We start from the raw sequence: 25,036 nt of genomic DNA, 5'->3' as shown, positions 1-25,036 counted from the left end.
CCGCCCACCTTTGATCTGGACTAATCGTGCCGCGATTGCCCGTCGCGCGCGCGAATCGCTGGCGCGATATTTGCATGAGTTCAAGTTCCTGAATTCATCCGGGAGCTGCCCATGTTTCTGCCCAACGATGTGATCCGCTATGCCGGCCCGACGCGCCTGATCCGCATCCTGTGGATCGCCCCCGACCGCGCGCTCGCCTACGCGTTCGAACTGGGCCAGGCACACAGCCAGCCCCGGGCCGTCGCGCTGCAGGTCCTGGCAGACGACGTGCTCGGCGGGCGCGCCAGGCTGCTGCCCGACGACCCGTACGCGGCGCCCGCCCCATCCGCGCAAATGCCGCAGAAATACCGCGAGCTGCAGGCGAAGGCCTGGGACATCGTCGCCAGCCTGCAGGCCCACGTGCCCGCGCTGTACGAGCGGCGCGCAAGGACCGCGCTGGTGGCGGACTGCGCGGCGGACCGCGGCGTGTCGCGGCAGAGCGTGCTGCGCTACCTGCGCCGGTTCTGGGAACGGGGCCAGACCATCGACGCGCTGCTGCCGGACTACGGCAATTCCGGCGCGCGCGGCAAGACCCGTGCGGCCAACGCGGGCGTCAAGCGGGGCCGCCCGCGCAAGTCGGGCGACCATCCCGGTCTGAACACGGACGCCGCGATGCGCGCCACCTTCCGCGCGGCCGTCGCGCGCTACACCGCCACGCACCCGGAATTCTCGCGCCGCGCCGCGTACCGGCTGATGCTGCAGGATTATTACCGCGACCGACCGCCCGCCGACCTGCCCAGCTTCGGCCAGTTCAGCTACTGGCTGGACAAGGACGGCGTAGCCGGCCCTCGGCGCGCGACCGTTGCGGTGCAGCATACCTTTCTTCCCTAGCCAATCCAGTGCGGGCCGGACCAGCATGGTGCAGCGCACCATCTGGCGCTGCGCCATCCCCTGGGCACGGTCGATAAAACAAAGTCTGATCGCCAAAAAACAAAGTGTGCGCAGCCGGCGTCCTGTCGTGCGGGTCGCGCCGGCTGACTTCCGCCGCAAAACGAACTTTATTCGACGCCAAGCGCTTACGCCAAGCTGACGTTCGACAACAGCAGAAACACACTTTATTTTTCACGACAATTTGCGCCGTTTACCGCATCCGGCTGGCATGGGTATTGCTGAAACTCAAGTGACAGACAAGTTTCTGCGAAAACCAACAGGGGGGCGGATGAAACGTTTCACACAGTCGCTGACGCGACGCGAATTCCTCTACCGGGCCGCCGCGGTCGGCGGGTCGGCCTTGGTGCTGGGTACGATGAACGCCTGGGGCATGGGCATCGCCTCGCGCGTGAGCGCGCCGCCGGCGCTGAGCGGCAGCGGCAAGGGCAAGAAGGTCGTCATCCTCGGCGCGGGCCTGGCCGGCATGACGGCCGCCTATGAACTCGGCAAACTCGGCTACCAGGTCGACGTGCTCGAAGCGCGGCCTTTCGCGGGCGGGCGCTGCCAGACGGCCCGCAAGGGGTTCACATTGCAGGAACTGGGTGGCGAGGCGCAGACGTGCCGCTTCGACGACGGTCTCTACATCAACCACGGACCGTGGCGCATCCCGCTCGACCACCAGTCGACCTTGTATTACACGAAGCAGTTCGGCATCCCGCTCGAGGTGATGGTCAACGACAACGACCACGCCTGGGTCTACATGGAAGATGCCGGTCCGTTCTCGAAACAGCGGCTGCGGCCCGCGCAAGTCAAGGCCGACCTGCGCGGCCACGTGGCGGAACTGCTGGCCAAGTCCGTGCAGGCGCAGCGCCTCGACACGGCGTTGACGGCCGACGACCAGCGCCTGCTGCTCGATTACCTCGCGCACGAAGGTGCGCTGTCCGCGCAAGACCTCGTCTACCGGGGCCGCAACGGCGCGGGTTACGCGGAGCCGCCCGGCGCGGGCCTGAAACCGGGCCGCCTGGCCGATCCGCTCGGCTTCCGCGACCTGCTCGCGTCCAAGGTCGGCAAGGTCTACAGCGCCGTGCAGGAGTTCCCCATGCACGCCACGATGTTCCAGCCCGTGGGCGGCATGGACCGCATCGCGCACGGTTTCGCCAAGCGCCTGGGCCGCACGATCCGCTACGGCGCGGAAGTGCAGTCGATCCGGCAGTCGCCGGGCCAGGTCACCGTCACCGTCCGCGACGCGAGCAGCGGCGCCGTGTCGCAAGTCACGGCCGACTACTGCCTGTGCACGATCCCCCTGTCCGTGCTGCGCACCATCGACGCGGATTTCTCGGACGGCTTCAAGGGCGCGCTGAAGGCCGTGTCGTATGCGCCCGTCGGCAAGATCGGCCTGCAGATGAAGCGCCGCTTCTGGGAAGAGGACGACCAGATCTACGGCGGGCACGTCCTCACCGACCTGAAGGCCGTCAACACGATCTCGCTGCCGTCGTCCGGATGGCAGTCGAAAAAGGGCGTGCTGCTCGGCTACTACCACTACGCGCTGGACGCCATCGAAGTGAGCGCGCTGTCGCCCGCGGAGCGCGCGGAGTTCGCCGTGAGCGCCGGCGAGAAGATCTTTCCGCCGTACCGCGCTTCGTTCGAGTCCGCATTCTCCGTCGCCTGGCACCGCGTCAAGTACAACCTGGGCGGCTGGGCCGAGTGGGACGACGCGGGCCGCGCGCAGGCGTATCCGACCTTGCTGGCGGGCGAAGGCCGCGTGCTGCTCGCCGGCGAGCACATGAGCTACCTGACGGGCTGGCAGGCCGGCGCCATCGAATCGGCCTGGCTGCAGATCGAAGAACTGCACCGGAGGGCAAGCGCATGACCCCACGACATGTCATCGCCGCCGTGCTCGCGGCAAGCGCCGCGCTGGGCCATGCGGAGCCCATGGACGGCAAGAGCCTGTTCGCGAAGAACTGCGCGGCCTGCCACCAGCCCACCGGGCGCGGCATCCCCGGCGCCTTTCCCGCCCTCGCCGGCAACGCGTTCGTGCAGGGCGATCCCGCCGCCGTGGCCACGGTGCTGCTGAAGGGACGCGGCGGCATGCCGGACTTTTCCGGGAGCCTCGACGACGGCGAGATCGCCCTTGTGCTGACCCACGTCCGGACCAGCTGGGGCAACGACGCACCGCCCGTCACGGAGCAGGACGTCGCCGGCACGCGCGCCGCGCTCGGCGTCGCGCCCGCGTCGCACGACCGCTTCGGCAACAAGCATTGATTCATCACACGAGAGGATCCATGAAGACCATCCCCCGCCCCCTGCAGCAGGCCGCCTTCGCGCTGGCCTGCGCCCTGCCCCTGTGCGCATCGGCCGCCGCGCCAGGCATCGTGCGCCACAAGATTCCCCAGTCCGACTTCCCGATTGCGCAGGCCGTCACCTTGCCGCCTGGGACGACGCTGCACTTCATCAGCGGCCAGGTGCCGCCCGCCGTCGACAAGGCGGCCGACCCGAATTCGCTCGCCGCGTTCGGCGACACGAAGACGCAGACCGTCGGCGTGCTCACGAAGATCAAGGACATCCTCCACGGCATGGGCCTGGCGATGGGCGACGTCGTCAAGATGCAGGTCTTCCTCGTCGGCGACCCGGGCAAGAACGGCCGCGCCGACGTCGCCGGCTTCATGGAGGGCTACACGCAGTTCTTCGGCGGTGCGCAACCGAACCTGCCGGCGCGCGCCGTGATCCAGGTGGCGGGCCTGTCGAATCCCGGCTGGCTCGTCGAGATCGAAGTCGTGGCCGCAAAAAAATAATCGCATCCATTCATCACACGTTGTCCTGACAAGGGGTTTACATGCACAAGGCCATCCTCCATGCCGGCGTCGCCGCCGGCGTCCTGTCCTGCGGTCTCGGGGCCGCCATCGGCGCGGAAGACGACAAGGCGCCGCTTGACGCCGCCGCGCCCGCCGCACCCGCCGCGGCACCGGCCGCCGCCGAAGCCGGTCCGCTCAACACGGGCGTCGTGATCGTCACGGGCACCCGCGCGACGGGCCTGAAGGTCGAGAACAGCGCGTCGCCGATCCAGGTGCTCGACACGACGTCGCTGCAGCGCACGGGCCAGCCGGACCTGATCCAGGCGCTCGCGCAGAACCTACCCTCGCTGACGGCGCAGGCATTCGGCGGCGACATGGCCAACATGACGCTGTCGGCGCGGCTGCGCGGCCTGTCGCCGAACAACACGCTGGTCCTCGTCAACGGCAAGCGCCGCCACGGCACGTCGAACCTCGCCGTGCTCGGGGGGCCGTACCAGGGCGGCGCGGCGGCGGACCTGAACTACATTCCCGTCGGCGCCATCGATCACATCGAGGTGCTGCAGGACGGCGCCGCGGCCCAGTACGGCACGGATGCGATCGCGGGCGTCGTCAACATCATCCTCAAGTCGAACTACCGCGGCATCACGGGCAACGTCAGCGGCGGCGGCTACGGCGACGGCGGCGGCCGCACCGGGGATGCCAGCGCCAACATCGGCCTGAGTCCGTTCGCGGACGCCTACCTGAGCCTCACGGCGGAAACGAAGTACCACGGCTTTTCCGACCGCGGCGGCATCGACCCGCGCGTCATCGACCCCGGCAAGCTGGCCGACATGCCGCAGCTGAAGGACGCGCCGGGCTACCCGAACGTGAACCACATCTCCGGCGACGCGCAATACCGCCAGCAGATCGTTGCCGCCAACTTCGGTGCCGACTTCTCGCCCGACCTCACGCTGTATGGCTTCGCCACGTACGGCCACAAGAAGGCGGCCGCGTTCGAGAACTACCGCATGCCGAACCGCCTGCCCGCGATCTACCCGCTCGGCTTCTCGCCGCAGGAGACGTTCAAGGAAAACGACTACGCGTTCACGGCCGGCATCAAGGGCAAGCTGGCAGGCACGTGGAACTGGGACCTGTCGAGCACCTACGGCCGCGACGAGGCGAAGCTGGGTGTCGCGCATTCGGGCAACGTGTCGCTGTTCGCGGACACGGGCTCGACGCCGCTCGACTTCTACGCCGGCAAGTTCGTCGCGAGCCAGTGGACGAACAACCTCGACCTGAACCACGAGTTCGACGCTGGCTGGGCCACGCCGCTGAACTTCGCACTGGGCCTCGAGCACCGCCGCGACGAGTACGAGATCGGCGCCGGCGACCCGGGCTCGCGCTACAAGGAAGGCGCGCAATCGTTCCCCGGCTTCTCCCTGACGGATGCCGGAAAGCACAGCCGCACGAACAAAGCGGCGTACGTGGACGTGTCGGGCCAGCCGGTCGCCGGATGGACGGTCGACCTGGCGGGCCGCTACGAGCACTTCAGCGACTTCGGCAACGCGAAGGTCGGCAAGCTGACGAGCCGCTACGACTTCTCGCCCGTCGTCGGCGTGCGCGCCACGTATTCGAACGGCTTCCGCGCCCCCACCCTGGCAGAGGAATACTATTCGGCGACGAACGTGTCGCCGCGCAGCGCGTTCGTGCAGCTGGCGCCGAACTCGCCGGGCGCCCGGCTCGTGGGCGTGAACGGCTTGCGGCCGGAGGCGTCGACGAACATCAGCGCGGGCATCGTCATCAACCCGTCCGCGAACGCCGCGATCACGCTGGACGCCTACCAGATCACGATCCGCGACCGCATCGTCGGCTCCGGTTCGCTGTACGGTTCCGGCGGCGCCGTGAACTCGCCGGCCGTCACGGCCGCGATCATCGCCAACGGCAACGCACTCGACCCGACGGTCGTCCAGACCGGCATCAACATCTTCTCGAACGCCGTGAACACGCGCTCGCGCGGCCTGGAATTCGTCGCCACCTTGAACAGCAGCTACGGCGGCTACGGCAAGGTCGACTGGTCGCTGGCCGCGAACTGGAACAAGGTCGAGGTCATCAAGATCAACCAGGCACCCGCGCAACTGCAGCCGCAGACCCTGCTGGACGCCACGGCGATCTCGGACCTGGAGACGGCGTCGCCGCGCGTGCGCGTGAACCTGGGCGCACTCTGGAAGTCGGGCCCGTGGACCGTCAGCGCGCGCGAAGCGTTCTATGGCCGGTCGTCGGAACTGCAGTCGTCGGACGGCGCCACGTACTACAAGACGGAAGTGAAGCCGACGGCCATCACGGACCTGGAAGTCAGCTACCAGGTCACGAAGGCGTGGATGCTGTCGGTGGGCGCGAACAACCTGTTCAACCAGTATCCGGACCACGTCAACGCGGGCCTGCTGGCCGAGCAACGCGCCAACCTGGACAACGGCGCCGTCACCGTGTACCCGTCGTTCTCGCCGTTCGGCATCAACGGCGGCTATTACTACGCGCGGCTGGGCTTCAAGTTCTGACGCCGCGGCCGTGCCGGTCGGGCGCCGCCGCCTAGCGCACGGTCGCCCCGACCTTCCCGTCGCCGTTCGGCACCAGGTTGCGCTGGTTCAGCAGCCCCGTCATGACGTCGGCCGGGACGGGCTGGCTGTAGTAATAGCCCTGCGCGGCGAGGCAGCCGTGCGCAGTGAGGAACGAGACGTGCTCGGGACGGTCGACGCCTTCCGCGATGAGGTTCAGGTGCAGGCTGTGGGCCATCGCGATGATCGCGGTGACGATCGCGGCATCGTGCGTTTCCTCGTTGATGCCGATGACGAACGAACGGTCGATCTTCAGGGCGTGGATGGGAAAGTTCTGCAGGTAGGCGAGGCTCGAATAGCCGGTGCCGAAGTCGTCGATCGACAATTGCACCCCCATGTTGTTCAGCCGGTGCATCACGGCGAGGTTGTCGTCGCTGGGCTGCATGGTGAGGCTTTCCGTCAGCTCGAGTTCCAGCGCGTCGGCGGGGATGTCCGTCTCCTGCAGCACCTGGGCCACGAACTCCGTCAGGTTCGCCTGGGTGAACTGGCGGGCCGACAGGTTGACGGCGATGCGCATGTCCGGATGGCCGCCCTCGCGCCAGCGCTTGAGCTGGGCGCACGCCTGGCGCAGCACCCATTCGCCGATCGGCACGATGATGCCCGTCTCTTCCGCGATGGCGATGAAGTCGACGCACGAGCGCGGCGCCTTGCCGGGCGGGGTCCAGCGCAGCAGCGCTTCCGCCGAAAAGATGCGCCCGCTTTCCATGTCGACCTGGGGCTGGTAGTACACGCAGAACTCGTCGTGGGCGAGCGCCTGGCGCAGGCGGTTCGTTGTCGCCATCCGCCGCTTCGCCGCTTCGTGCAGCGCGGCCGTGAAGAACTGGTAGTTGCCGCGGCCAGTCTGCTTGGCCTTGTACATCGCGGCGTTCGCGGCGCGCAGCAGCGCGGCGGCGTCGCCGCCGTCCGAGGGGAATAGCCCGACGCCGATGCTCGCGGTGAGGTGCAGCTCGTGGTCCTCGACGTCGAACGGCCGGCTCAGCGATTCGAGGATCTTGCTGGCCACCAGCGCTGCGTCGTTGCTGCTGCGCAGCGCGGCGAGGCAGATGCCGAACGCGTTGCCGCCCAGGCAGCCGAGACTGTCGCCTTCGCGCGTGCATTCCTGCAGGCGCGCCGCGACGGCTTGCAGCAGGCGGTCGCCGATGCGTTCGCCGAGCGAGTCGTTGATGGTCTTGAAGTGGTCGAGGTCAATGTGCAGCTGCGCGACCATTTCTTCCTGGTGCCGGCGCGCCTGGGCGATCGCCTGGTTGATCCGGTCTTCCAGCAGCAGGCGGTTCGGCAGCCCCGTCAGCGCATCGTGGTGCGCCATGAAATCGATGCGGCGCTCGGCCTGGTTGTAGTCGGCGATCTTCTGTTCCAGGCGGGCATTCGTGCTGACCAGTTCGGCCGTGCGTTCGGCGACGCGCGCTTCGAGCAGGTCGTTGGCGGCCTGCAAATCGGCTTCCGCGCGCCGGCGCAGCGCAATCTCCCGCTGCAGCTGCGTATTCTGCTCGGCCAGGCGCTTCCGCGCGCTGCGCAGGGCGAGGTGCGTCGTCACGCGCGCCCACACCTCGTCGATCTGGAACGGCTTGGTGACGTAGTCGACGCCACCCGCCGCAAAGCCCGCGAGCTTGTCGGGGGTCTCGGTGAGGGCCGTCATGAAAATCACGGGGATGTCGCGCGTGGCGGCCGACGCCTTCAGGCGGCGGCAGGTCTCGAACCCGTCCATGCCGGGCATCATCACGTCGAGCAGGATCAGGTCGGGCTGGACGAATTCGGCACGCGCCAGTCCCTCCTCGCCTTCTTGCGCGACGGCCACCCGGACCTGACGATCCTCCAGGTACTCGACCAGGATCCCCACGTTGGCGGGCGTATCGTCGACGATCAGGACGGTCGGGGTGCCCGCTTCCGGTGGCACGACTGAGGTCGTCATCATTGAACTGGTCCACTGACAATCGATTCGCAGGGACATACGCTTGTAACTAGATTCTAGCAAATCCTGAAACAACGGCAACCAGCAAGAAAGGCTGTGTGGCGTTTCACGCCGTTTCAGGACAGCGCCGCCCCGCAATCCTTGCAAAACCTGGCATCGGCGTCGTGGCCGCGGCTGCCGCAGGCGGCGCACGTGCGTCCTGGGCGCGACGAATCTTGCCGGCCCGCGCCGTGGCGCAAGGTCATCTCCGCCGTCACGATTCCCGTCGGCACCGCGAGGATGCCCCAGCCCAGCAGCATCATGAACGACGCGATCGCCTTGCCCAGGTTCGTGTGCGGGGTGATGTCGCCATAGCCGACCGTCGTCATCGTCACCGTCGCCCAGTACATCGCGACGGGTATGCTCGTGTAGCCGTTCTTCGGGCCCTCGACGACGTACATGATCGTACCGAGGATCAGGATCGCCATCAGCACGACGGACAGGAACACGAGGATCTTGCGGCGGCTCGCCGCGAGCGCCTCGCCCAGCCGCGTGTACTCCTCGATGTACAACGTGAGCTTGAAGATGCGGAAGACGCGCAACAGGCGCAGGATGCGGATGTCGAGCAGCAGCTCCGTGCCCGGCATCAGCAGCGAGAAATACGACGGCAGGACGGCCAGCAGGTCGATGACGCCGTAGAACCCGGTCGCGTAGCGCCACGGCCGCTGGACGCACGCGATGCGCGCAGCATACTCCACCGTGAACAGCGCCGTGAAACCCCACTCCAGGGCGTTCAACAGCCCGGCGTGGTCGTGGTGCAGCCACGGCACGCTGTCCAGCACGACGACGAGGATGCTGAGCAGGATCGCGATGACGAGCGCGACGTCGAAGCGTCGGCCCGCCGGGGTGTCCGCCTCGAAGATGACGTCGTACATGCGCCGCCGCCACCCGGACGGCGGCTTGCCGTACTCGACGGGCGATTGCGGCACGTACGGCGGCACATTCGGTGGCGCGTCGTCGTCCGGCATCATGATGCGGTAGGCGGCCCTTTCAGCTCGATCGTGTTGCCTTCCGGGTCCTGCAGGTAGATCGACGGCCCTTCGCCTTCGGCGCCGAAGCGCGATGCGGCCGGGCCCGCCTCGATGCCGTGCGCGGCCAGGTGGGCGCGGATGACCACCTCGTCGAACGGCTCGACGCGGAAGCAGAAGTGATCGACGTTGCGCCCTTCCTTGCCCGGTGCCGCGCCGCCCGCGGCGCCCAGCTTGCCGTCGATCGGAATCAGGTCGACCATCGAGCTGCCGGCGCGCAGCTGCACGAGGCCGATCTCGTCCTGGCGCCGCACTTCGCGGCAGCCCAGCACGTCGCCGTAGAACGCCTGCATGCGCGCGAGGTCGACGACGCGCAGCACGATGTGATCGATTTCGCGGATCGTGATGGCGGCTTGCATGGCGTCAGTCCGCATGGCGTTCCACCCACGTCGCGAAGCATTCCATGAATTGCTGGAGGAAGGTCTTCAAGCCGTCGTCCTTCAACGTGTCGCCGTCGAACTTGCCGGCCACGCCGCCGATGTACGCCTCGGGCGACTGCATGCACGGCATGTTCAGGAAGACGAGGCACTGGCGGATGGCGTGGTTGGCGCCGAAGCCGCCCAGCGCACCCGGCGAATTCGACACGACGGCACACGGCTTGCCCGTCCACGCGGCCTGGCCGTACGGGCGCGAACCCACGTCGATGGCGTTCTTCAGCGCACCCGGCAGCGAGCGGTTGTATTCCGGCGTGCAGAACAGGACGCCGTCGGCCTCGCGGATGCGGTCGCGGAACTCGGTCCAGGTCACGGGCGGCGTCTCGGTCTCGTCATCCTGGTTGTACAGCGGCAGCTGGCTGATGTCGACGATTTCCAGTTCCAGCGTGGGCGGCGCCACGAGCATCAGGCTCTTCGCCAGCTTGCGGGTGAACGAGTCCTTGCGGAGGCTGCCGACGAGCACTGCAATCTTCCTAGTTGCCATGACGGTCCTTTCGGTCGTGAAGAGGTCTTGCGGAGACCTGAGTGTAACGATTTTCCGTCGGGTCCGTGCGCGCTGCTCAGATGCGCCGCCGGCGGTATTCGTCGAGGAAGCTGCGGACTTCGCGTGGCGTCAGCACCCGCACCGGGTCGCCATGCCACGCGTACAGGAACGGCGGCCCGCCCGCGCGGTCCGTCAGCTTGGCACGGATGAGGAAGCGCGTACCGGCCGGGTAGCGGTCGGGGTCGGACAACCCGCGCGCGCACTGCACGCGCATCGACGTCGCGTACGCCTGCCCTGCCATCGGCTTGATGCGCAGCCGGCCCGTGCGCGGGTCCGCCACCGATTCGACGGCCACGTCGCGGTAGGCCCACGGATCGCGCGCCATGCGCTTTAAGCCGCGGCCGTCGCGCGGTGCGGCACGGCTTCGCGGATCGGCAGGTTGACGAGCGCTGCAGCCAGCGCGAGCGCGATGTCCGCGTACCACATCCACGAATAGTCGCCGAAGCGCACGAACGCGAGTCCACCCAGCCACGCGCCGAAGAAGCCGCCGATCTGGTGCGACAGCAACGTCAGGCCGAACAGGGTGGCCAGGTAGCGCGTGCCGAACAGCTTGCCGACGAGGCCCGCCGTCGGCGGCACCGTCGCGAGCCACGAGAAGCCGAGGGCGGCTGCGAACAGGTAGAACGTCCACGCCGTCTTCGGCGCCAGCAGGTACAGGGCGATGATGACGGCGCGGCTGCCGTACGTGACCGCGAGCAGCCACTTCATGCGGTAGCGCTGCGCGAGCGCGCCCGCCGTCAGCGAGCCGGCGATGTTGAAGAGGCCGATGAGGCCCAGGGCCGTGGCCGAGACGCCCGCCGGCAGGCCGCACAGCGCCACTTCGCCCGGCAGGTGCGTGACGAGGAAGGCGATGTGGAAGCCGCACGTGAAGAAGCCCGCGTGCAGGCACAGGTAGCTGCGGTCGCGCATCGCTTCGCGCACCTGGCGCCCGAGCGAGAGGTCACCGTGGCCGACCGTCGCGTGCGCCTGCGGCTTGCCGCGCAGGGGCCAGGACAGCGGAATCGTGAGCAAGGTTGTCGCGGCCAGCGCGAACATCGCGGTGGCCCAGCCGGCGGTGGCGATGAGGAACTGGACGAGCGGCGCGAACACGAACTGGCCGAACGAGCCGCCCGCGTTGATGAAGCCGGATGCGAACGCGCGCCGCTCGGGCGGCAGGCGCTGCGCGGTGGCGCCGATGAGGATCGAGAAGCTGCCCGCGCCCGCCCCGCTCGCCGACAGGATGCCGAGGGTGACGAGCAGGCCCATCTGCGTCGAGACGAACGGCGTCGCCGCGAGGCCCGCGGCCAGCAGCACGGCACCCAGCACGATCACGGGCACGGAGCCGTATTTGTCGGCGACGGCGCCGAACACCGGCTGCGACGCGCCCCACATGAACTGGCCGACGGCCATCGCGAAGCTGATCGACGCGATGCCGAGCCCCGTCGCCGTGTTCAGCGGCGACAGGAACAACCCCGTCGTGAGGCGCGCGGCCATCGTGATCATCAGGATGGCGCTGGCGGCCAGGATCAAGCCCCAGGCCGCGCGCCGTGTCGTCGTGGTCGTCATGTCGTCCCCGTTCTATTGCGGAGCCGACATGATGCCATCATTCGAATAAATGCGTAGGGTGGGCACCCCGTGCCCACGCGGACGTTCGCGGTCCGCATGCGTTCGCTTGGGCACGCATTTCAAGCCCCCGGCTTGAAATGCCCCACCCTACAACAGATCAGCCCGCGGCACGGATCAGCAAGGCGGTGGCCTGCGCCGCCATGCCTTCCTCGCGGCCGAGGAAACCGAGCTTTTCGTTCGTCTTGGCCTTGATGTTCACCTGCTGCGGCGACACGCCAAGGTCTTCGGCGATGCGCGACACCATCTGCGGGATGTGCGGCGCCATCTTCGGCTGCTGGGCGATGATCGTCGCATCCACGTTGCCGATCGTGTAGCCGGTGCCGAGCACGCGGTTCGCGGCCTCGCGCAACAGCACGCGCGAGTCGGCGCCGGCGAACATGGGGTCGGTGTCGGGGAAATGCTTGCCGATGTCGCCCAGGCCGGCGGCGCCCAGCAGCGCGTCGATGACGGCGTGCAGCAACACGTCGGCGTCGGAGTGGCCGAGCAGGCCGAGCCGGTGCGGGATGGTGACGCCGCCCACGATCAGCTTGCGGCCCTCGACGAGGGCGTGGCAGTCATAGCCGGTGCCGATGCGGAACGGCAGAGTCGGGTTGTACGATGCGAGAGCCATGATGTTCTTTATACGAGTTCAGGTTGGGACACTGCCAGGTACATCTCGGCGATCCGGATATCGTCCGGCAGCGTCACTTTGAGATTGCGGGGATGCCCTTCCACCAATTTAGGGCTCAAACCGAGGGCTTCAACCGCACTGGCATCATCGGTAATCGATTCGGGGTCGGTCGCGGCCGCCAACGCGTCGCGCAGCAATGCGTAGCGGAACATCTGCGGCGTCTGCGCGAGCCACAGGCCGCTGCGCGGCACCGTCCCGCACGCTTCACCGTCGATGCAGCGCTTGACCGTGTCGACGACGGGCAGCGCCAGCAGGCCGCCGCCCGGATGGTCGCCCGTGCCCGTGATGAGTTTTTCGATCAGCCCGGCCGTGAGCCCAGGGCGCGCCGCGTCGTGCACGAGCACCCAGTCCGTCGGCGCCAAGGTGCTGGCCAGTACGGCAAGACCGTTGCGCACGGACTCCATGCGGCTGGCGCCGCCGCAGCGCAGGATCGTCACGCCGTGATTGGGCGCGACCGTGTCGATATAGGGGTCGTCCGGGCTCACGACGACGAAGGTATGGGCGATGAGTTCGCTGGACAGGAACGCGTCGAGCGTATGCCTGAGCATCGGCTTGCCGCCGATCTTGAGGTATTGCTTGGGGCTCGTGGCCCCCATCCGGGCGCCGACGCCGGCGGCGGGAATCAGCGCGAAATAACGTGGAGCTTGGGTCATTGTATTTTGTTTCTACGATCGGGAACGTCTTGTCGATCCAATAAGAGACTGTACCTCACCTTGGCAAACTTTGCTCAGACGCGCGTATTCCCGCGGACTGTCGATGGCGGCCTGCATTTGTTCGACGCGCCCCATCTCGCCCCTAATGTACGGCATCCAGTTGCGGTCGATGTCGCGCTGGAGCAGCAAGCGCGATGCACCGGCGCGCGCATACAACGGTCGGCCCGCGAAGCGCCCGCCGAGCCGGGCTCGCACGCGCTCTTCCACTTTCGGCAGATAGTCCAGGTAGGACTTGAGGTGGCGCATTTCGTGCGCAAGTATCGCGTCGTACGCGCACGAGCCCGGCATGAATTCGCGGCTGACGTACACGACGATGGGCTGGTAATACAACGTGACGGCGATGCGCGGCAGCACGCATTCCATCGTGCCGTCGGGCGATTGCAGCAACGTGCCGTCGGCCTGGATCGCCACGCGCGACTCGGTGCGCGTGAGGCCCAGCACGAACCCGTTGCGTATGCCCGGCCGCTTCATCCGGGTCAGGTCGCGGTACGACAGCGTGTTGTCGATCCTCCAGCCGCTCGCGCGCGTGGCGAACGTCGTGACGGCCTCGTGCCCCGCATCGATGCAGCGCGACTCGAACGCCGGGCGCGCGGCGGCCGGCCCCGCCCAGGCCGCGAGCGCCAGGCCGAACATCACGGCGCGGACGCGCGCGGCGGCCACTTACTCGGGCTTCCAGGTGCCGGCGGCGAACTTTTCGAGCCAGAATGCGCCGATGACGGTCTTCACGTCCGTGACCTCGCCCCGCTTGACCATGTCGAGCAGCTCGGGAAGCGTCGTCGTGAACGGCTCTAGGAATTCGCCGTCGTCCAGCGTCGCTTCGCCGGCCGTCAGCCCGCGCGCGAGGTACAGGTCGAGGTGCTCGTCGGAGTAGGCAATGGCATTGTGGATCTTGCAGACGAAGTGCCAGTCCGTGGCCGTATAGCCCGTCTCTTCCTGCAGTTCGCGCTTGGCGCACGTGAGCGCCTCTTCGCCCGGATCGATCTTCCCGGCCGGGAATTCGATGAAGACCTGGTCGTTCGGATAGCGGAACTGGCGTACGAGCAGCACGCGGCCGTCGTCGAGCAGCGGAAGGATCGTGACGGCGCCGGGATGGCGGATGAATTCGCGGTGCGTGATCTTGCCGTTTGGGAGCGTCACGCGGTCGCAGGAGACTTTGAGGAAGCGGCCGTCATAGACCATCTGGCCGTCGACACGCGTTTCTTTGAGATGTTCGTCCATGGAGACTCCGGTGGTTAGTCGATGCACCGGCGCCATGGACGCCGGTACTCAGCCGTGGCGCTTGCGCAGATATCTCAGAACGAAACCTGGGAAGGCCAGCACGAGGAACAGACAGGCGGTGATCGCGTAGAACTCCCAGGTCTGGGGAAACGCGTTACCGATGCGGGACTCGAGGGCGTGGGCCAGCGCGCCGACGACGAAGTATAAGACAATCAGCTCGAGCAGGCGCACGGCGAAGTATTTCGCGTGCTTGCCGTTGCGTGCCGGCTCCACGGGAATGAAGCCGAGCACGTTCTCGTTGACGAACGGCAGGTTGGCGAACGCGAATGCAACCGCGATCACCAACCAGCTGGCCAGGGAAACGTCCACCGAGGCCTTACGACTTCAAGGTGAGGGTCATCGCCGACAGGCAAGCCGCCAGCAGCGGGCCCGGCAGCACGCCCAGGATCACGACGAGGATGCCGTTCAGCGACAGCACGACGCGCATGTCGAGCGGGGTCGCGATCGGCGACGCGTCGACCGCGTCATCGAACCACATGACCTTCACGACGCGCAGGTAGTAGAACGCACCCACCAGCGACGCGGCGACGGCGATGATCGCCAGCGGCAGGTGGCCGGAGCCGACGACGGCGTCCAGCACGGCCCACTTGGCCATGAAGCCCATCATCGGCGGCACGCCGGCCAGCGAGAACATCAGCGCGGTCATCACGAGCGCGTACCACGGGCTGCGCTTCGCGAGGCCCTTGAAATCGGCCAATTGTTCCGCTTCGTGGCCCGAGCGGGCCAGCAGCATGATGGTGCCGAAGCTGCCCAGCGTGGTCAGCACGTAGGTGATCGTGTAGTACATCGACGCGCTGTACGCGGTGGCGATGTTCGCGGCGTTCGCGGCATCGCGCGAGCCGACGACGCCGGCCATCATGCCCAGCAGGACGAAGCCCAGCTGTGCGATGGTCGAGTACGCCAGCATGCGCTTCAGGTTCGTCTGCGCGATCGCGGTCAGGTTACCGACCAGCAGCGACAGCACGGCCAGCGCCAGCAGCATCTGCTGCCAGTCGATCGCCAGCGGCAGCAGGCCTTCGACGAGGATGCGGATCATCATCGCGAACGATGCCAGCTTCGGCGCGGCGCCCAGCAGCAAGGTGACGGCGGTCGGCGAACCCTGGTACACGTCCGGGACCCACATGTGGAACGGCACGGCGCCCAGCTTGAATGCCATGCCGGCCACGACGAACACGAGGCCGAACACGAGGATCGTGTGGTTGGCGGCGTTGCTCGACACCAGCTTGGCGATCGTCGTGATGTCCAGCGAACCGGTGGCGCCGTAGATCATCGAGATACCGTACAGCATGAAGCCCGATGCCAGCGAACCGAGGATGAAGTATTTCATCGCGGCTTCGGTCGAGATCGCGTGGTCGCGGCGCATCGCCACCAGCGCGTACAGCGACAGCGACATCAGTTCCAGGCCCAGGTAGATCGGCAGCATGTTGTTACCAGAGATCATGATCATCTGGCCCAGCATCGTGAACAGCGCGAGCACGTAGAACTCGCCGCCCATGTTGCCGGACATCATGCCGCGCTCACCCGTGTACTGGCGCGAGTACACGAGCGTGACGCCCACGGCCAGGTAGGTGAACAGCTTGAGCAGGTTCGCCATCGGGTCCGACACGAACATGTTGTAGAACGTGTAGGTCGTCGTGCCGGCCTTGAAGTCGGCGTAGGTGATCACGGCGCAGCCCACCAGGGTGAGCAGCGACAGTGCGTAGGTCAGCGTACGCTTGCCTTCCTTCTGGAACATGTCGATCAGAAGGATGGCGCAGGACGCGATGACCAGGAAGATTTCTGCAGAGACCGGCCCCAGGTTGTTGGCGGCCAGCACGGCTTGGGTGTTAATCATCGGATTCATATCGTTGTTGATGCCCTATCGTCTCAGTGCGCGGCGACAGCAGCGACTGCCTGCGGCAGCTTGCTGACCGACACGTGCTGCAGCAGGTCCGCGACGGACACTTGCATCGTGTCGGTGAACGGCGCCGGATACAGGCCCATGTAGATCGTCAGCAGGGCGAGCACGCCCAGCATGAAGAACTCGCGGCCGTTCAGGTCGACGAGCTCGGCGACGTGCTTGTTGCCGATCTTGCCGAACACGACGCGCTTGACCATCCACAGCGAGTACGCCGCGCCCAGGATCAGGGCGGTGGCGGCCAAGAGGCCCGTCCAGAAGTTGAACTGCACGGCGCCCAGGATGACCATGAATTCGCCCACGAAGCCCGACGTCGCCGGCAGGCCGCAGTTGGCCATCGCGAACAGCACGGAGAACGCGGCGAACTTCGGCATCACGTTGACGACGCCACCGTAGTCGGCGATCTGGCGCGAGTGCAGGCGGTCGTACAGCACGCCGATGCACAGGAACATGGCGCCGGAGACGAAGCCGTGCGAGATCATCTGCACGATGCCGCCCTGCACGCCGATCGTGTTGAAGATGAAGAAGCCCAGCGTGACGAAGCCCATGTGGGCGATCGACGAATATGCGACCAGTTTCTTCATGTCGGTCTGGACCATGGCGACGAGACCGATGTAGATGACGGCAATCAAGGAAAGCACGATGATCAGCGGCGCCAGGTAGTGGCTAGCGTCAGGCGCGATCGGCAGCGAGAACCGGAGGAAACCGTAGCCGCCCAGCTTCAGCATGATCGCGGCCAGCACGACGGAACCACCGGTCGGCGCTTCCACGTGGGCGTCCGGCAGCCACGTGTGCACCGGCCACATCGGCACCTTGACGGCGAAGGCCATCAGGAACGCGACGAAGATCAGGACCTGTTCCTTCATCGTCAGCGGCAGGTTGTGCCATGCGAGGATGTCGAAGCTGCCGTTCGATTTGTTGTACAGGTAGATGATCGCGATCAGCGTCAGCAGCGAGCCCATGAACGTGTACAGGAAGAACTTGAATGCCGCGTACACGCGATTCGGGCCGCCGAACACGCCGATGATGATGAACATCGGGATCAGCGTCGCTTCGAAGAAGAAGTAGAACAGCAGGCCGTCCAGCGCGACGAACACGCCGATCATCAGGCCCGACAGCAGCAGGAACGAACCCATGTACTGGGCGACGCGTTCCTCAATCACTTGCCACGCGGAGATCACGACGATGATCGTGATGAACGCCGTCAGCGGCACGAACCAGAGGCTCAGACCGTCGATGCCGAGGTAGTACTGGATGTTGAAGCGCGAGATCCAGGCGGCCTTCTCCACGAACTGCGGGCCGTGGGCCGTGTTGCTGAACTGCGTCATCAGCGGGATCGTCGGCAGGAAGCTGATGATCGAACCCGCCAGCGCCAGCAGCCGGGTGAAGCCCGCGCGGCTGTCGCGCCCGACGGCCAGGATGATGATGCCGCACAGGATCGGCACCCAGACCGACAGGCTCAGGTAAGGAGGAAAGGTAGAAATCGTAGACTGCATCTTGTTTTTCTCTCTTTTAAGCGTGCCAGAACGGGAAGAAGTACAGCAGCGTACCCAGCACGCCCAGGATCATCACGAACGCATAGTGGTAGATGTAACCAGTCTGGAACGTACGGACGATGGTCGAGAACCAGCCCACGACCTTCGCGGAACCGTTGACGACGAGACCGTCGATCAGCGCACGGTCGCCCACTTGCCACAGGCCCTTGCCCAGCAGGCGGGCACCGCCGGCGAACACGACTTCGTTGAACTTGTCCATGTAGTACTTGTTGTCCAGCAGCGTGTGGATCGGACGCAGCGCCTTGTAGAAGGCGGCCGGCACGCGCGGATTGATCATGTAGCAGTAGAACGCGGCAACGACGCCGCCCAGGGCGAGCCAGAACGGCAGCGACGTGAACGCGTGCACGCCCATCGTGGCGGCGTCGTGGAACTCGTGTGCCAGTTCTTCCATCGCCGGGTGACGCTCGGCGCTGACGTAGATGACGTTCTTGAAGAAGTCGCCGAACAGCATCGGCTTGATCGTGAAGAAGCCGATGACGGCGGACGGGATCGCCAGCAGGATCAGCGGCAGGGTCACCACCCACGGCGACTCGTGCGGCTTCTGGCCCGGGGCCAGGCCGTGGTGGCCGTGGTCGTCCTCGTCTTCTTCGTGATGGGCAGTGGCCTCGTGCAATGCAGTCGGGTCCTTGCCTTCGCCGAGTTCAGCGTGGTGGTCATCATGCGCGTGATGGTGATCGTGCGCATGGGCCTTGCCGAAACGTTCTTCACCATGGAACACGAGGAAGTACATGCGGAACGAGTAGAACGCCGTGACGAACACGCCGGCGACGACGGCGACGTAGGCGAAGCCCGCACCGGCCATGCCAGCGTGGTGGGCCGCGGCGACGGCTTCGATGATCGAATCCTTCGAGTAGAAGCCGGCGAAGAACGGCGTACCGATCAGCGCCAGCGAACCCACCAGCGACGTGATCCACGTGATCGGCATGTACTTGCGCAGGCCGCCCATGTTGCGCATGTCCTGGTCGTGGTGCATGCCGATGATGACGGAACCGGCACCGAGGAAAAGCAGCGCCTTGAAGAACGCGTGCGTCATCAGGTGGAACACGGCGACGTTGTACGCCGACACGCCCAGCGCGACCGTCATATAGCCTAGCTGCGACAGCGTGGAGTACGCGACGACGCGCTTGATGTCGTTCTGGATGATGCCCAGGAAGCCCATGAACAGCGCGGTGATCGAGCCGATGACGACGACGAACGACAGTGCCGTGTCCGACAGTTCGAACAGCGGCGACATGCGGGTCACCATGAAGATGCCGGCGGTAACCATCGTCGCGGCGTGGATCAGTGCCGAGATCGGGGTCGGGCCTTCCATCGAGTCAGGCAGCCAGACGTGCAGCGGGAACTGCGCCGACTTGCCCATCGCGCCGATGAACAGGCAGATGCAGGCAGCCGTCAGCAGCGGCCAGCCGAGGCCGGGCACGTGCATCGCGGCCAGTTGCGTCGACTTGGCGAACGTCTCGTCGTAGTTCATCGTGCCGGTGGCGGCCAGCAGCAGGCCGATGCCGAGGATGAAGCCGAAGTCGCCGACGCGGTTCACGAGGAACGCCTTCATGTTCGCGAAGATCGCGGTCGGACGCGTGTACCAGAAGCCGATCAGCAGGTACGAGACCAGGCCCACCGCTTCCCAGCCGAAGAACAGCTGCAGGAAGTTGTTGGACATGACCAGCATCAGCATCGAGAAGGTGAACAGCGAGATGTACGAGAAGAAGCGGTTGTAGCCGTCGTCTTCCGCCATGTAGCCGATCGTGTAGATGTGGACCATCAGCGAGACGGACGTGACGACGCACATCATCATCGCGGACAGCGCGTCGATCTTGAAGCCGACCGTCATCTTCATGGTGCCGATCGTCATCCAGGTGTAGACGTCGCCGTTGTACGTCGCACCGCCGATGACGTCGTTCAGCGTCATGATCGAGATGACCATGGCAATGAAGACGCCCAGGATGGTCGCCGAGTGCGACACGACCCGGCCGACGACGTTGCCGAAGAACTTGGTGCCGAGCAGGCCGGCGATCGCCGAGCCCGCGAGCGGCGCCAGAGGCACCGCCAGCAAGAGATTAGGGTTAATTTGCCCCGCCATGTTGAACCTTTTGTTTATTTATCAGGAGGTTGACAAGCAAACCGCTTAGCCCTTCAGGCTGTCGAGGTCTTCCACGTTGATCGTGTCCAGGTTACGGAACAGGACCACCAGGATCGCCAGGCCGATCGCCGATTCGGCGGCCGCGACAGTCAGGATGAAGAACACGAAGATCTGCCCTGCCGCGTCGCCCAGATAATGCGAGAACGCCACAAAGTTCAGGTTCACCGCCAGCAGCATCAGTTCGATGGCCATCAGCAGGATGATGATGTTCTTCCGGTTCAGGAAAATGCCGATCACGGAGATTGCGAACAGGATCGCGCCCAGGATCAGGTAGTGAGCGAGCGACAACGTCATTGCGCCTCCTTGTTGGCAGTGGCGGCAGCGGCGGCAGCGATTGCCGCATCGTCGATCGCCTTCTGGTTCACCGTCTGCATCTTGACGATCTTCAGACGGTCGTTACGCTTGACGCGGACGGCGAGGCCCGGGTCGATGGCTTTGGTGTCCTTGCGCTTGCGCAGGGTCAGCGCGACGGCGGCGATGATGGCGACCAGCAGGATCAGGCCGGCGATCTCGAAACCGTAGATGTACTGGGTGTAGATCAGGCGGCCCAGTTCATGCGTGCCGCCGATATGGCCCACGGCCGACTCGGCCGGCGCCTCGCCCTGGCCCAGGAAGCCGCGCCACAGCACGGCAGCCATTTCCAGCACGATCAGCGCGCCCACGCCCGACGCGACGGGGAGGTAGCCCCAGAAGCCTTCGCGCATGCGGTCGATATTAATGTCGAGCATCATCACGACGAACAGGAACAGCACCATCACGGCGCCGACGTAGACCAGTACCAGCACGATGGCCAGGAACTCGGCCTTGAGCAGCATCCAGATACCGGCAGCGTTGAAGAACGCGAGCACCAGGAACAGCGCGGCATGCACCGGGTTCTTGGCGGTAATGACGCGCAAGCCGGCCAGCACCATCACGGCCGCGAACACGTAGAACAGAACAGTTGTGAAATCCATGACTTACGCAGGAGCCCTTTTATTGTTAGCGGTACTTGGCATCGGCTTCGCGAGCGGCGGCGATGTCGTTCTCGTAGCGATCGCCCACGGCCAGCAGCATTTCCTTGGTGTAGTACAGGTCGCCGCGTTTTTCGCCGTGGTATTCCAGCACTTGCGTCTCGACGATCGAGTCGACCGGGCACGATTCTTCGCAGAAGCCGCAGAAGATGCACTTGGTCAGGTCGATGTCGTAGCGCGTCGTGCGGCGGGTGCCGTCTTCGCGCTGCGCCGATTCGATCGTGATGGCCATCGCCGGGCACACGGCTTCGCACAGCTTGCACGCGATGCAGCGCTCTTCCCCGTTCGGGTAGCGGCGCAGTGCGTGCAGGCCGCGGAAGCGCGGCGAGATGGGGGTCTTCTCTTCCGGGTACTGGACCGTGATCTTGCGCGAGAACGCGTACTTGCCGGTCAGGGCCAGACCTTTAATCAGCTCGGACAGCATCAGGCTGCCGAGGATCTCTTTAACTCGTGTCATTTTGTGTGCTTCCTTACTTCCAGATATTCCACGGCGTCTGCATCCAGCCGGCGACCAGCACCAGCCAGACCAGGGTCAGCGGAATGAACACTTTCCAGCCGAGACGCATGATCTGGTCATAGCGGTAGCGCGGGAACGTGCCGCGGACCCAGATGAACAGCGAGACGATCAGGAACATCTTGGCGAACAGCCAGAAGAAGCCGCCGATCGGGCCGAATTCGAGGAACGAGAACGGTGCGGACCAGCCGCCCAGGAACATGATCGCTGCCAGGGTGCCGACGAGGATCATGTTGGCGTACTCGGCCAGCATGAACATCGCGTACGACATGCCCGAGTATTCGACCATGTGGCCGGCCACGATTTCCGATTCGCCTTCCACCACGTCGAACGGGTGGCGGTTGCACTCGGCCAGGCCGGACGTGATGTAGATGATGAACAGCGGCAGCAGCGGCAGCCAGTTCCACGACAGGATGTTCACGCCGTGGGCGGCGAACATGCCGCGTTCCTGGCCTGCAACGATGTCGGAGAAGTTCAGCGAGCCCGACACCATCAGCACGACGACCATCACGAAGCCCATCGGGATTTCGTACGAGATCATCTGCGCCGATGCGCGCATCGCGCCCATGAACGAGTACTTCGAGTTCGCGGACCAGCCGGCGATGATGATGCCGTACACCTCCATCGACGTGATCGCCAGCAGCAGCAGCAGGCCGGCGTTCACGTTGGCCAGCGCGGCCTGCGGACCGAACGGGATGACGGACCAGGCGGCCAGCGCCGGCATGATGGTCATCAGCGGGCCGATCACGAACAGGCTCGCCGTGGCTTTCGCCGGGATCACGATTTCCTTCAGCAGCAGCTTCAGGGCATCGGAAATCGGCTGCAGCAGGCCGCCGGGACCCACGCGGTTCGGGCCGATACGGATGTGGATCCAGCCGATCAGCTTGCGCTCCCACAGCACGAGATAGGCCACGAGGCCCATCAGCGGCAGCAGGACGACGACGATTTTCAGCAGCGTCCACACGAGCGGCCATGCCGTCGCGCCGAGCAGGCTCGCGCCGCTGCTGTTCAGGTTGTTGATCATGTCAGGTACCGACATTTTGCTTGGGCTCCCCTGCTTTTATGCTTTAGCTACGTTGATCGGACCGAACATGTCGCCCAGTACCGAAGTCGATTCGTGGGCGGCCGCGACGCGCACGACGTTCGCCGGCAGGCGCGCGTCGATGTTCGCCACCAGCACGACACTGCCCTGCCCTTGCGATACCGTGACCGCATCGCCGGCGTTCACGCCCAGCTTCTCGGCCAGCTTGGCCGACAAGGTGGCGCGCGGCGCCTGGCCGTCGGCCGTGCGCAGCAGCGGTTCGGAACGGCGCGCGACGGCGTCGGCGAAGTGGATCGGCACGTCGGCCAGGCGTTCCACCTGCTCGCCATTGCCGAAGAAGGCGCCGGCCACGGCAACCTTGGCCACGTTGTTCAGCTTCGCGGACACGTCCATGTTGCCTTTACCGAGGGCTTCGTCGCGGATCGTTTCCGAGTTCTCGTAATCGAAGCCTTGCAGGCCCAGCAGGTTGCCCAGCACGCGCAGCACCTTCCACGCCGGACGCGTCTCGCCCAGGGGCTTGACGGTGCCGTTGAAGCTCTGTGCGCGGCCTTCGCAGTTGACGAACGTACCGGCCGTTTCGCTGAACGGCGAGATCGGCAGCAGCACGTCGGCGTAGTCGGTGCCGTGCTTGAATGCGGACATCGCGACGACCATCTCCGCGCCACGCAGCGCCTTGACGGCTTGCGCCGGATTCGCCGCATCCAGTTCCGGTTCCGCGTTCAGCAGCACGTACGCCTTCTTCGGCTGAGCGAACAGGTTCGCCGCGTTCTTCGACGTGGCGTTCACGACGTAGCCGCCGACCGTGTTGGCGGCGTCGACGAAGTAGCCGAACTTGGCGCCCGTCTGCTCGGCGATCCATTGCGAGATTGCGTGCAGCTTCGAGGCCTGCGGGTGGTACATCGCCGAGTTGCCCAGCAGGACGGCGCCCGGCAGGTCGGCGGCGTTGTCGACGGCCAGCGTCGCGGCGATGGCCTTGGCGATGTCGCCGGCGGTCACGCCTTCGAGGCCCGCCGGTGCGGCGATACCTTTGGCGGCAGCGACGGCGACGGCGATTTCCGACAGCGCGGCGAGCCAGTCGCTCGGCGCCGCGATGAAGCGGTTCGCGGTCGGGATCAGGTTGTCGTCAGCGGAGCCGTGGACGATCGACAGCTTGGCACCGGCCTTGACGGCGGCGCGCAGGCGCGTCGCGGCCAGCGGGTGATCCTTGCGCAGGAACGAGCCGACGACCAGCACGCGTGCCAGGGTCGACAGTTCGGCGATCGGCATGCCCAGGTGCGGCACCACTTGGCCGTCCAGCGCGAAGTCGGTCTGGCGCAGGCGGAAGTCGACGTTCTCGATGCCGAAACCGCGCATGGCTTTCTGCAGCAGGAACAATTCTTCGACGGTCGAGTGCGCGGTGCCGATGGCGGCGATGCTGTCCGCGCCGTGCTCGTGGCGGATGTTGCGCAGGCCGTGGGCGACGTATTCCAGCGCCGTCTGCCAGTCGGTCTCGATCCACTTGCCGTCCTGCTTGAGCATCGGCGTGGTCAGGCGCGACGCGTTGTCGAGGGCTTCGTACGAGAAGCGGTCCTTGTCGGACAGCCAGCACTCGTTGATGGTCTCGTTTTCCAGCGGCAGCACGCGCATCACCTTGCCGCCCTTCACCTGGACGATCAGGTTCGAGCCCAGCGAGTCGTGCGGCGACACCGAGCGGCGGCGCTGCAGTTCCCACGGACGTGCGGAATAGCGGAACGGCTTGGAGGTCAGCGCGCCGACCGGGCACAGGTCGATCATGTTGCCCGACACTTCCGAGTCGACGGACTTGCCGACGAACGTCGTGATTTCCGAGTGCTCGCCGCGGCCGACCATGCCGAACTCCATCACGCCGGCCACTTCCTGGCCGAAGCGCACGCAGCGCGTGCACTGGATGCAGCGGCTCATCTCTTCCATCGAGATCAGCGGGCCCGCTTCCTTCGGGGCCACGACGCGTTTTTCTTCCGCGTAGCGCGACTCGCCCTTGCCGTAGCCGACTGCGAGATCCTGCAGCTGGCATTCGCCGCCCTGGTCGCAGATCGGGCAATCCAGCGGGTGGTTAATCAGCAGGAATTCCATGACGGACTTCTGCGCCTGCACGGCCTTGTCGCTGTGCGTGCGCACGATCATGCCCGGCGAGACCGGGGTGGCGCAGGCAGGCAGCGGCTTCGGCGCTTTTTCCACTTCCACGAGACACATGCGGCAGTTGGCCGCGATGGACAGCTTCTTGTGGTAGCAGAAGTGCGGGATGTACGTTCCCAGTTTGTTTGCGGCGTCCATCACCATCGAACCCGGTGGGACTTCGACTTTCTTGCCGTCTAATTCGATTTCAACCATTTGATCGTTACCTGAC

At 65.8% G+C, this 25,036-nt stretch carries 24 protein-coding genes; 5 read left to right on the top strand and 19 right to left on the bottom strand.

Features of this window, described 5'->3' with window-relative positions; genetic code table 11:
• Positions 1–111 precede the first annotated feature (111 nt).
• The 5 genes from HAV22_RS10085 (at position 112) to HAV22_RS10065 (ending at position 6,235) form a co-directional block, all read left to right on the top strand.
• The gene (locus tag HAV22_RS10085) at positions 112–870 is read left to right on the top strand and encodes a hypothetical protein (RefSeq protein ID WP_166858961.1); all 759 of its coding nucleotides are present in this window, start codon (positions 112–114) and stop codon (positions 868–870) included.
• A gap of 328 nt (positions 871–1,198) precedes the next feature.
• Positions 1,199–2,779 carry a flavin monoamine oxidase family protein gene (locus HAV22_RS10080; protein WP_229421170.1) on the top strand — a complete coding sequence of 527 codons (1,581 nt, stop codon included), beginning with the start codon at positions 1,199–1,201 and terminating at the stop codon, positions 2,777–2,779.
• Positions 2,776–3,171, top strand: a complete 396-nt coding sequence (locus HAV22_RS10075; RefSeq protein ID WP_166858960.1) for a c-type cytochrome — start codon at positions 2,776–2,778, stop codon at positions 3,169–3,171. The genes HAV22_RS10080 and HAV22_RS10075 overlap by 4 nt, the downstream gene beginning before the upstream one ends.
• A 20-nt stretch (positions 3,172–3,191) precedes the next feature.
• Complete coding sequence (locus tag HAV22_RS10070) at positions 3,192–3,701, top strand: RidA family protein (RefSeq protein ID WP_166858959.1); 510 nt, start codon at positions 3,192–3,194, stop codon at positions 3,699–3,701.
• Positions 3,702–3,742: 41 nt separating this feature from the next.
• Positions 3,743–6,235, top strand: a complete 2,493-nt coding sequence (locus HAV22_RS10065) for a TonB-dependent receptor plug domain-containing protein (protein ID WP_166858958.1) — start codon at positions 3,743–3,745, stop codon at positions 6,233–6,235.
• 31 nt (positions 6,236–6,266) lie between these two features.
• Here the strand turns inward: HAV22_RS10065 and HAV22_RS10060 are convergent, their stop codons facing one another.
• From HAV22_RS10060 to nuoG, 19 genes are all read right to left on the bottom strand, one after another.
• Positions 6,267–8,204: a two-component system response regulator gene (locus HAV22_RS10060; protein ID WP_166858957.1), complete on the bottom strand. Its 1,938-nt coding sequence runs from the start codon at positions 8,202–8,204 to the stop codon at positions 6,267–6,269.
• Between the two features lie 113 nt (positions 8,205–8,317).
• Positions 8,318–9,208 (bottom strand): ion transporter, encoded by an 891-nt coding sequence (locus HAV22_RS10055; protein ID WP_371869606.1) that lies wholly within the window; start codon positions 9,206–9,208, stop codon positions 8,318–8,320.
• Positions 9,208–9,627 carry a VOC family protein gene (locus HAV22_RS10050; RefSeq protein ID WP_229421169.1) on the bottom strand — a complete coding sequence of 140 codons (420 nt, stop codon included), beginning with the start codon at positions 9,625–9,627 and terminating at the stop codon, positions 9,208–9,210. Before HAV22_RS10050 ends, HAV22_RS10055 begins: the two co-directional genes overlap by 1 nt.
• 4 nt (positions 9,628–9,631) lie before the next feature.
• Positions 9,632–10,186 (bottom strand): NADPH-dependent FMN reductase, encoded by a 555-nt coding sequence (locus tag HAV22_RS10045; protein WP_166858954.1) that lies wholly within the window; start codon positions 10,184–10,186, stop codon positions 9,632–9,634.
• Positions 10,187–10,262: 76 nt separating this feature from the next.
• Positions 10,263–10,571 (bottom strand): hypothetical protein, encoded by a 309-nt coding sequence (locus tag HAV22_RS10040; RefSeq protein ID WP_166858953.1) that lies wholly within the window; start codon positions 10,569–10,571, stop codon positions 10,263–10,265.
• Between the two features lie 5 nt (positions 10,572–10,576).
• Positions 10,577–11,791, bottom strand: a complete 1,215-nt coding sequence (locus HAV22_RS10035; RefSeq protein ID WP_166858952.1) for an MFS transporter — start codon at positions 11,789–11,791, stop codon at positions 10,577–10,579.
• 157 nt (positions 11,792–11,948) lie between these two features.
• Positions 11,949–12,461 (bottom strand): 2-C-methyl-D-erythritol 2,4-cyclodiphosphate synthase, encoded by a 513-nt coding sequence (gene ispF / locus HAV22_RS10030; RefSeq protein ID WP_166858951.1) that lies wholly within the window; start codon positions 12,459–12,461, stop codon positions 11,949–11,951.
• An 8-nt stretch (positions 12,462–12,469) separates the two neighbouring features.
• Complete coding sequence (gene ispD, locus HAV22_RS10025; RefSeq protein ID WP_166858950.1) at positions 12,470–13,174, bottom strand: 2-C-methyl-D-erythritol 4-phosphate cytidylyltransferase; 705 nt, start codon at positions 13,172–13,174, stop codon at positions 12,470–12,472.
• A 12-nt stretch (positions 13,175–13,186) separates the two neighbouring features.
• A complete protein-coding gene (locus HAV22_RS10020) occupies positions 13,187–13,894 on the bottom strand; it encodes a hypothetical protein (protein WP_371869594.1) in 708 nt (235 codons plus the stop codon).
• The gene (locus HAV22_RS10015; protein ID WP_166858949.1) at positions 13,895–14,452 is read right to left on the bottom strand and encodes an NUDIX domain-containing protein; all 558 of its coding nucleotides are present in this window, start codon (positions 14,450–14,452) and stop codon (positions 13,895–13,897) included.
• Positions 14,453–14,500: 48 nt separating this feature from the next.
• Positions 14,501–14,821, bottom strand: a complete 321-nt coding sequence (locus HAV22_RS10010; protein ID WP_166858948.1) for a DUF2818 family protein — start codon at positions 14,819–14,821, stop codon at positions 14,501–14,503.
• Between the two features lie 7 nt (positions 14,822–14,828).
• Complete coding sequence (gene nuoN, locus HAV22_RS10005; RefSeq protein ID WP_208296133.1) at positions 14,829–16,355, bottom strand: NADH-quinone oxidoreductase subunit NuoN; 1,527 nt, start codon at positions 16,353–16,355, stop codon at positions 14,829–14,831.
• A gap of 23 nt (positions 16,356–16,378) precedes the next feature.
• Positions 16,379–17,905: an NADH-quinone oxidoreductase subunit M gene (locus tag HAV22_RS10000; RefSeq protein WP_166858947.1), complete on the bottom strand. Its 1,527-nt coding sequence runs from the start codon at positions 17,903–17,905 to the stop codon at positions 16,379–16,381.
• Between the two features lie 16 nt (positions 17,906–17,921).
• Positions 17,922–20,045: an NADH-quinone oxidoreductase subunit L gene (gene nuoL, locus HAV22_RS09995; protein WP_166858946.1), complete on the bottom strand. Its 2,124-nt coding sequence runs from the start codon at positions 20,043–20,045 to the stop codon at positions 17,922–17,924.
• 45 nt (positions 20,046–20,090) lie between these two features.
• Positions 20,091–20,399: an NADH-quinone oxidoreductase subunit NuoK gene (gene nuoK / locus HAV22_RS09990; protein WP_029757428.1), complete on the bottom strand. Its 309-nt coding sequence runs from the start codon at positions 20,397–20,399 to the stop codon at positions 20,091–20,093.
• A complete protein-coding gene (locus HAV22_RS09985) occupies positions 20,396–21,058 on the bottom strand; it encodes an NADH-quinone oxidoreductase subunit J (protein WP_166858945.1) in 663 nt (220 codons plus the stop codon). The genes nuoK and HAV22_RS09985 overlap by 4 nt, the downstream gene beginning before the upstream one ends.
• Before the next feature lie 25 nt (positions 21,059–21,083).
• Complete coding sequence (nuoI, locus tag HAV22_RS09980) at positions 21,084–21,572, bottom strand: NADH-quinone oxidoreductase subunit NuoI (protein ID WP_029757430.1); 489 nt, start codon at positions 21,570–21,572, stop codon at positions 21,084–21,086.
• A gap of 13 nt (positions 21,573–21,585) precedes the next feature.
• Positions 21,586–22,653: an NADH-quinone oxidoreductase subunit NuoH gene (gene nuoH / locus HAV22_RS09975; RefSeq protein WP_371869592.1), complete on the bottom strand. Its 1,068-nt coding sequence runs from the start codon at positions 22,651–22,653 to the stop codon at positions 21,586–21,588.
• Positions 22,654–22,689: 36 nt separating this feature from the next.
• Positions 22,690–25,020 carry an NADH-quinone oxidoreductase subunit NuoG gene (gene nuoG, locus HAV22_RS09970; protein ID WP_166858943.1) on the bottom strand — a complete coding sequence of 777 codons (2,331 nt, stop codon included), beginning with the start codon at positions 25,018–25,020 and terminating at the stop codon, positions 22,690–22,692.
• Positions 25,021–25,036: the final 16 nt, after the last annotated feature.

This window comes from Telluria antibiotica (assembly GCF_011682055.1).
In the GTDB taxonomy this organism is placed as follows: domain Bacteria; phylum Pseudomonadota; class Gammaproteobacteria; order Burkholderiales; family Burkholderiaceae_D; genus Telluria; species Telluria antibiotica.
This window is presented reverse-complemented; position numbering and strand designations above follow the sequence as displayed.

Bases quoted from the DNA above. Each gene is read 5' to 3' on its own strand.
- HAV22_RS10085 (WP_166858961.1), top strand. From the start codon at position 112: ATGTTTCTGCCCAACGATGTGATCCGCTATGCCGGCCCGACGCGCCTG.
- HAV22_RS10080 (WP_229421170.1), top strand. From the start codon at position 1,199: ATGAAACGTTTCACACAGTCGCTGACGCGACGCGAATTCCTCTACCGG.
- HAV22_RS10075 (WP_166858960.1), top strand. From the start codon at position 2,776: ATGACCCCACGACATGTCATCGCCGCCGTGCTCGCGGCAAGCGCCGCG.
- HAV22_RS10070 (WP_166858959.1), top strand. From the start codon at position 3,192: ATGAAGACCATCCCCCGCCCCCTGCAGCAGGCCGCCTTCGCGCTGGCC.
- HAV22_RS10065 (WP_166858958.1), top strand. From the start codon at position 3,743: ATGCACAAGGCCATCCTCCATGCCGGCGTCGCCGCCGGCGTCCTGTCC.
- HAV22_RS10060 (WP_166858957.1), bottom strand. From the start codon at position 8,204: ATGATGACGACCTCAGTCGTGCCACCGGAAGCGGGCACCCCGACCGTC.
- HAV22_RS10055 (WP_371869606.1), bottom strand. From the start codon at position 9,208: ATGCCGGACGACGACGCGCCACCGAATGTGCCGCCGTACGTGCCGCAA.
- HAV22_RS10050 (WP_229421169.1), bottom strand. From the start codon at position 9,627: ATGCAAGCCGCCATCACGATCCGCGAAATCGATCACATCGTGCTGCGC.
- HAV22_RS10045 (WP_166858954.1), bottom strand. From the start codon at position 10,186: ATGGCAACTAGGAAGATTGCAGTGCTCGTCGGCAGCCTCCGCAAGGAC.
- HAV22_RS10040 (WP_166858953.1), bottom strand. From the start codon at position 10,571: ATGGCGCGCGATCCGTGGGCCTACCGCGACGTGGCCGTCGAATCGGTG.
- HAV22_RS10035 (WP_166858952.1), bottom strand. From the start codon at position 11,791: ATGACGACCACGACGACACGGCGCGCGGCCTGGGGCTTGATCCTGGCC.
- ispF (WP_166858951.1), bottom strand. From the start codon at position 12,461: ATGGCTCTCGCATCGTACAACCCGACTCTGCCGTTCCGCATCGGCACC.
- ispD (WP_166858950.1), bottom strand. From the start codon at position 13,174: ATGACCCAAGCTCCACGTTATTTCGCGCTGATTCCCGCCGCCGGCGTC.
- HAV22_RS10015 (WP_166858949.1), bottom strand. From the start codon at position 14,452: ATGGACGAACATCTCAAAGAAACGCGTGTCGACGGCCAGATGGTCTAT.
- nuoN (WP_208296133.1), bottom strand. From the start codon at position 16,355: ATGAATCCGATGATTAACACCCAAGCCGTGCTGGCCGCCAACAACCTG.
- HAV22_RS10000 (WP_166858947.1), bottom strand. From the start codon at position 17,905: ATGCAGTCTACGATTTCTACCTTTCCTCCTTACCTGAGCCTGTCGGTC.
- nuoL (WP_166858946.1), bottom strand. From the start codon at position 20,045: ATGGCGGGGCAAATTAACCCTAATCTCTTGCTGGCGGTGCCTCTGGCG.
- nuoK (WP_029757428.1), bottom strand. From the start codon at position 20,399: ATGACGTTGTCGCTCGCTCACTACCTGATCCTGGGCGCGATCCTGTTC.
- HAV22_RS09985 (WP_166858945.1), bottom strand. From the start codon at position 21,058: ATGGATTTCACAACTGTTCTGTTCTACGTGTTCGCGGCCGTGATGGTG.
- nuoI (WP_029757430.1), bottom strand. From the start codon at position 21,572: ATGACACGAGTTAAAGAGATCCTCGGCAGCCTGATGCTGTCCGAGCTG.
- nuoH (WP_371869592.1), bottom strand. From the start codon at position 22,653: ATGATCAACAACCTGAACAGCAGCGGCGCGAGCCTGCTCGGCGCGACG.
- nuoG (WP_166858943.1), bottom strand. From the start codon at position 25,020: ATGGTTGAAATCGAATTAGACGGCAAGAAAGTCGAAGTCCCACCGGGT.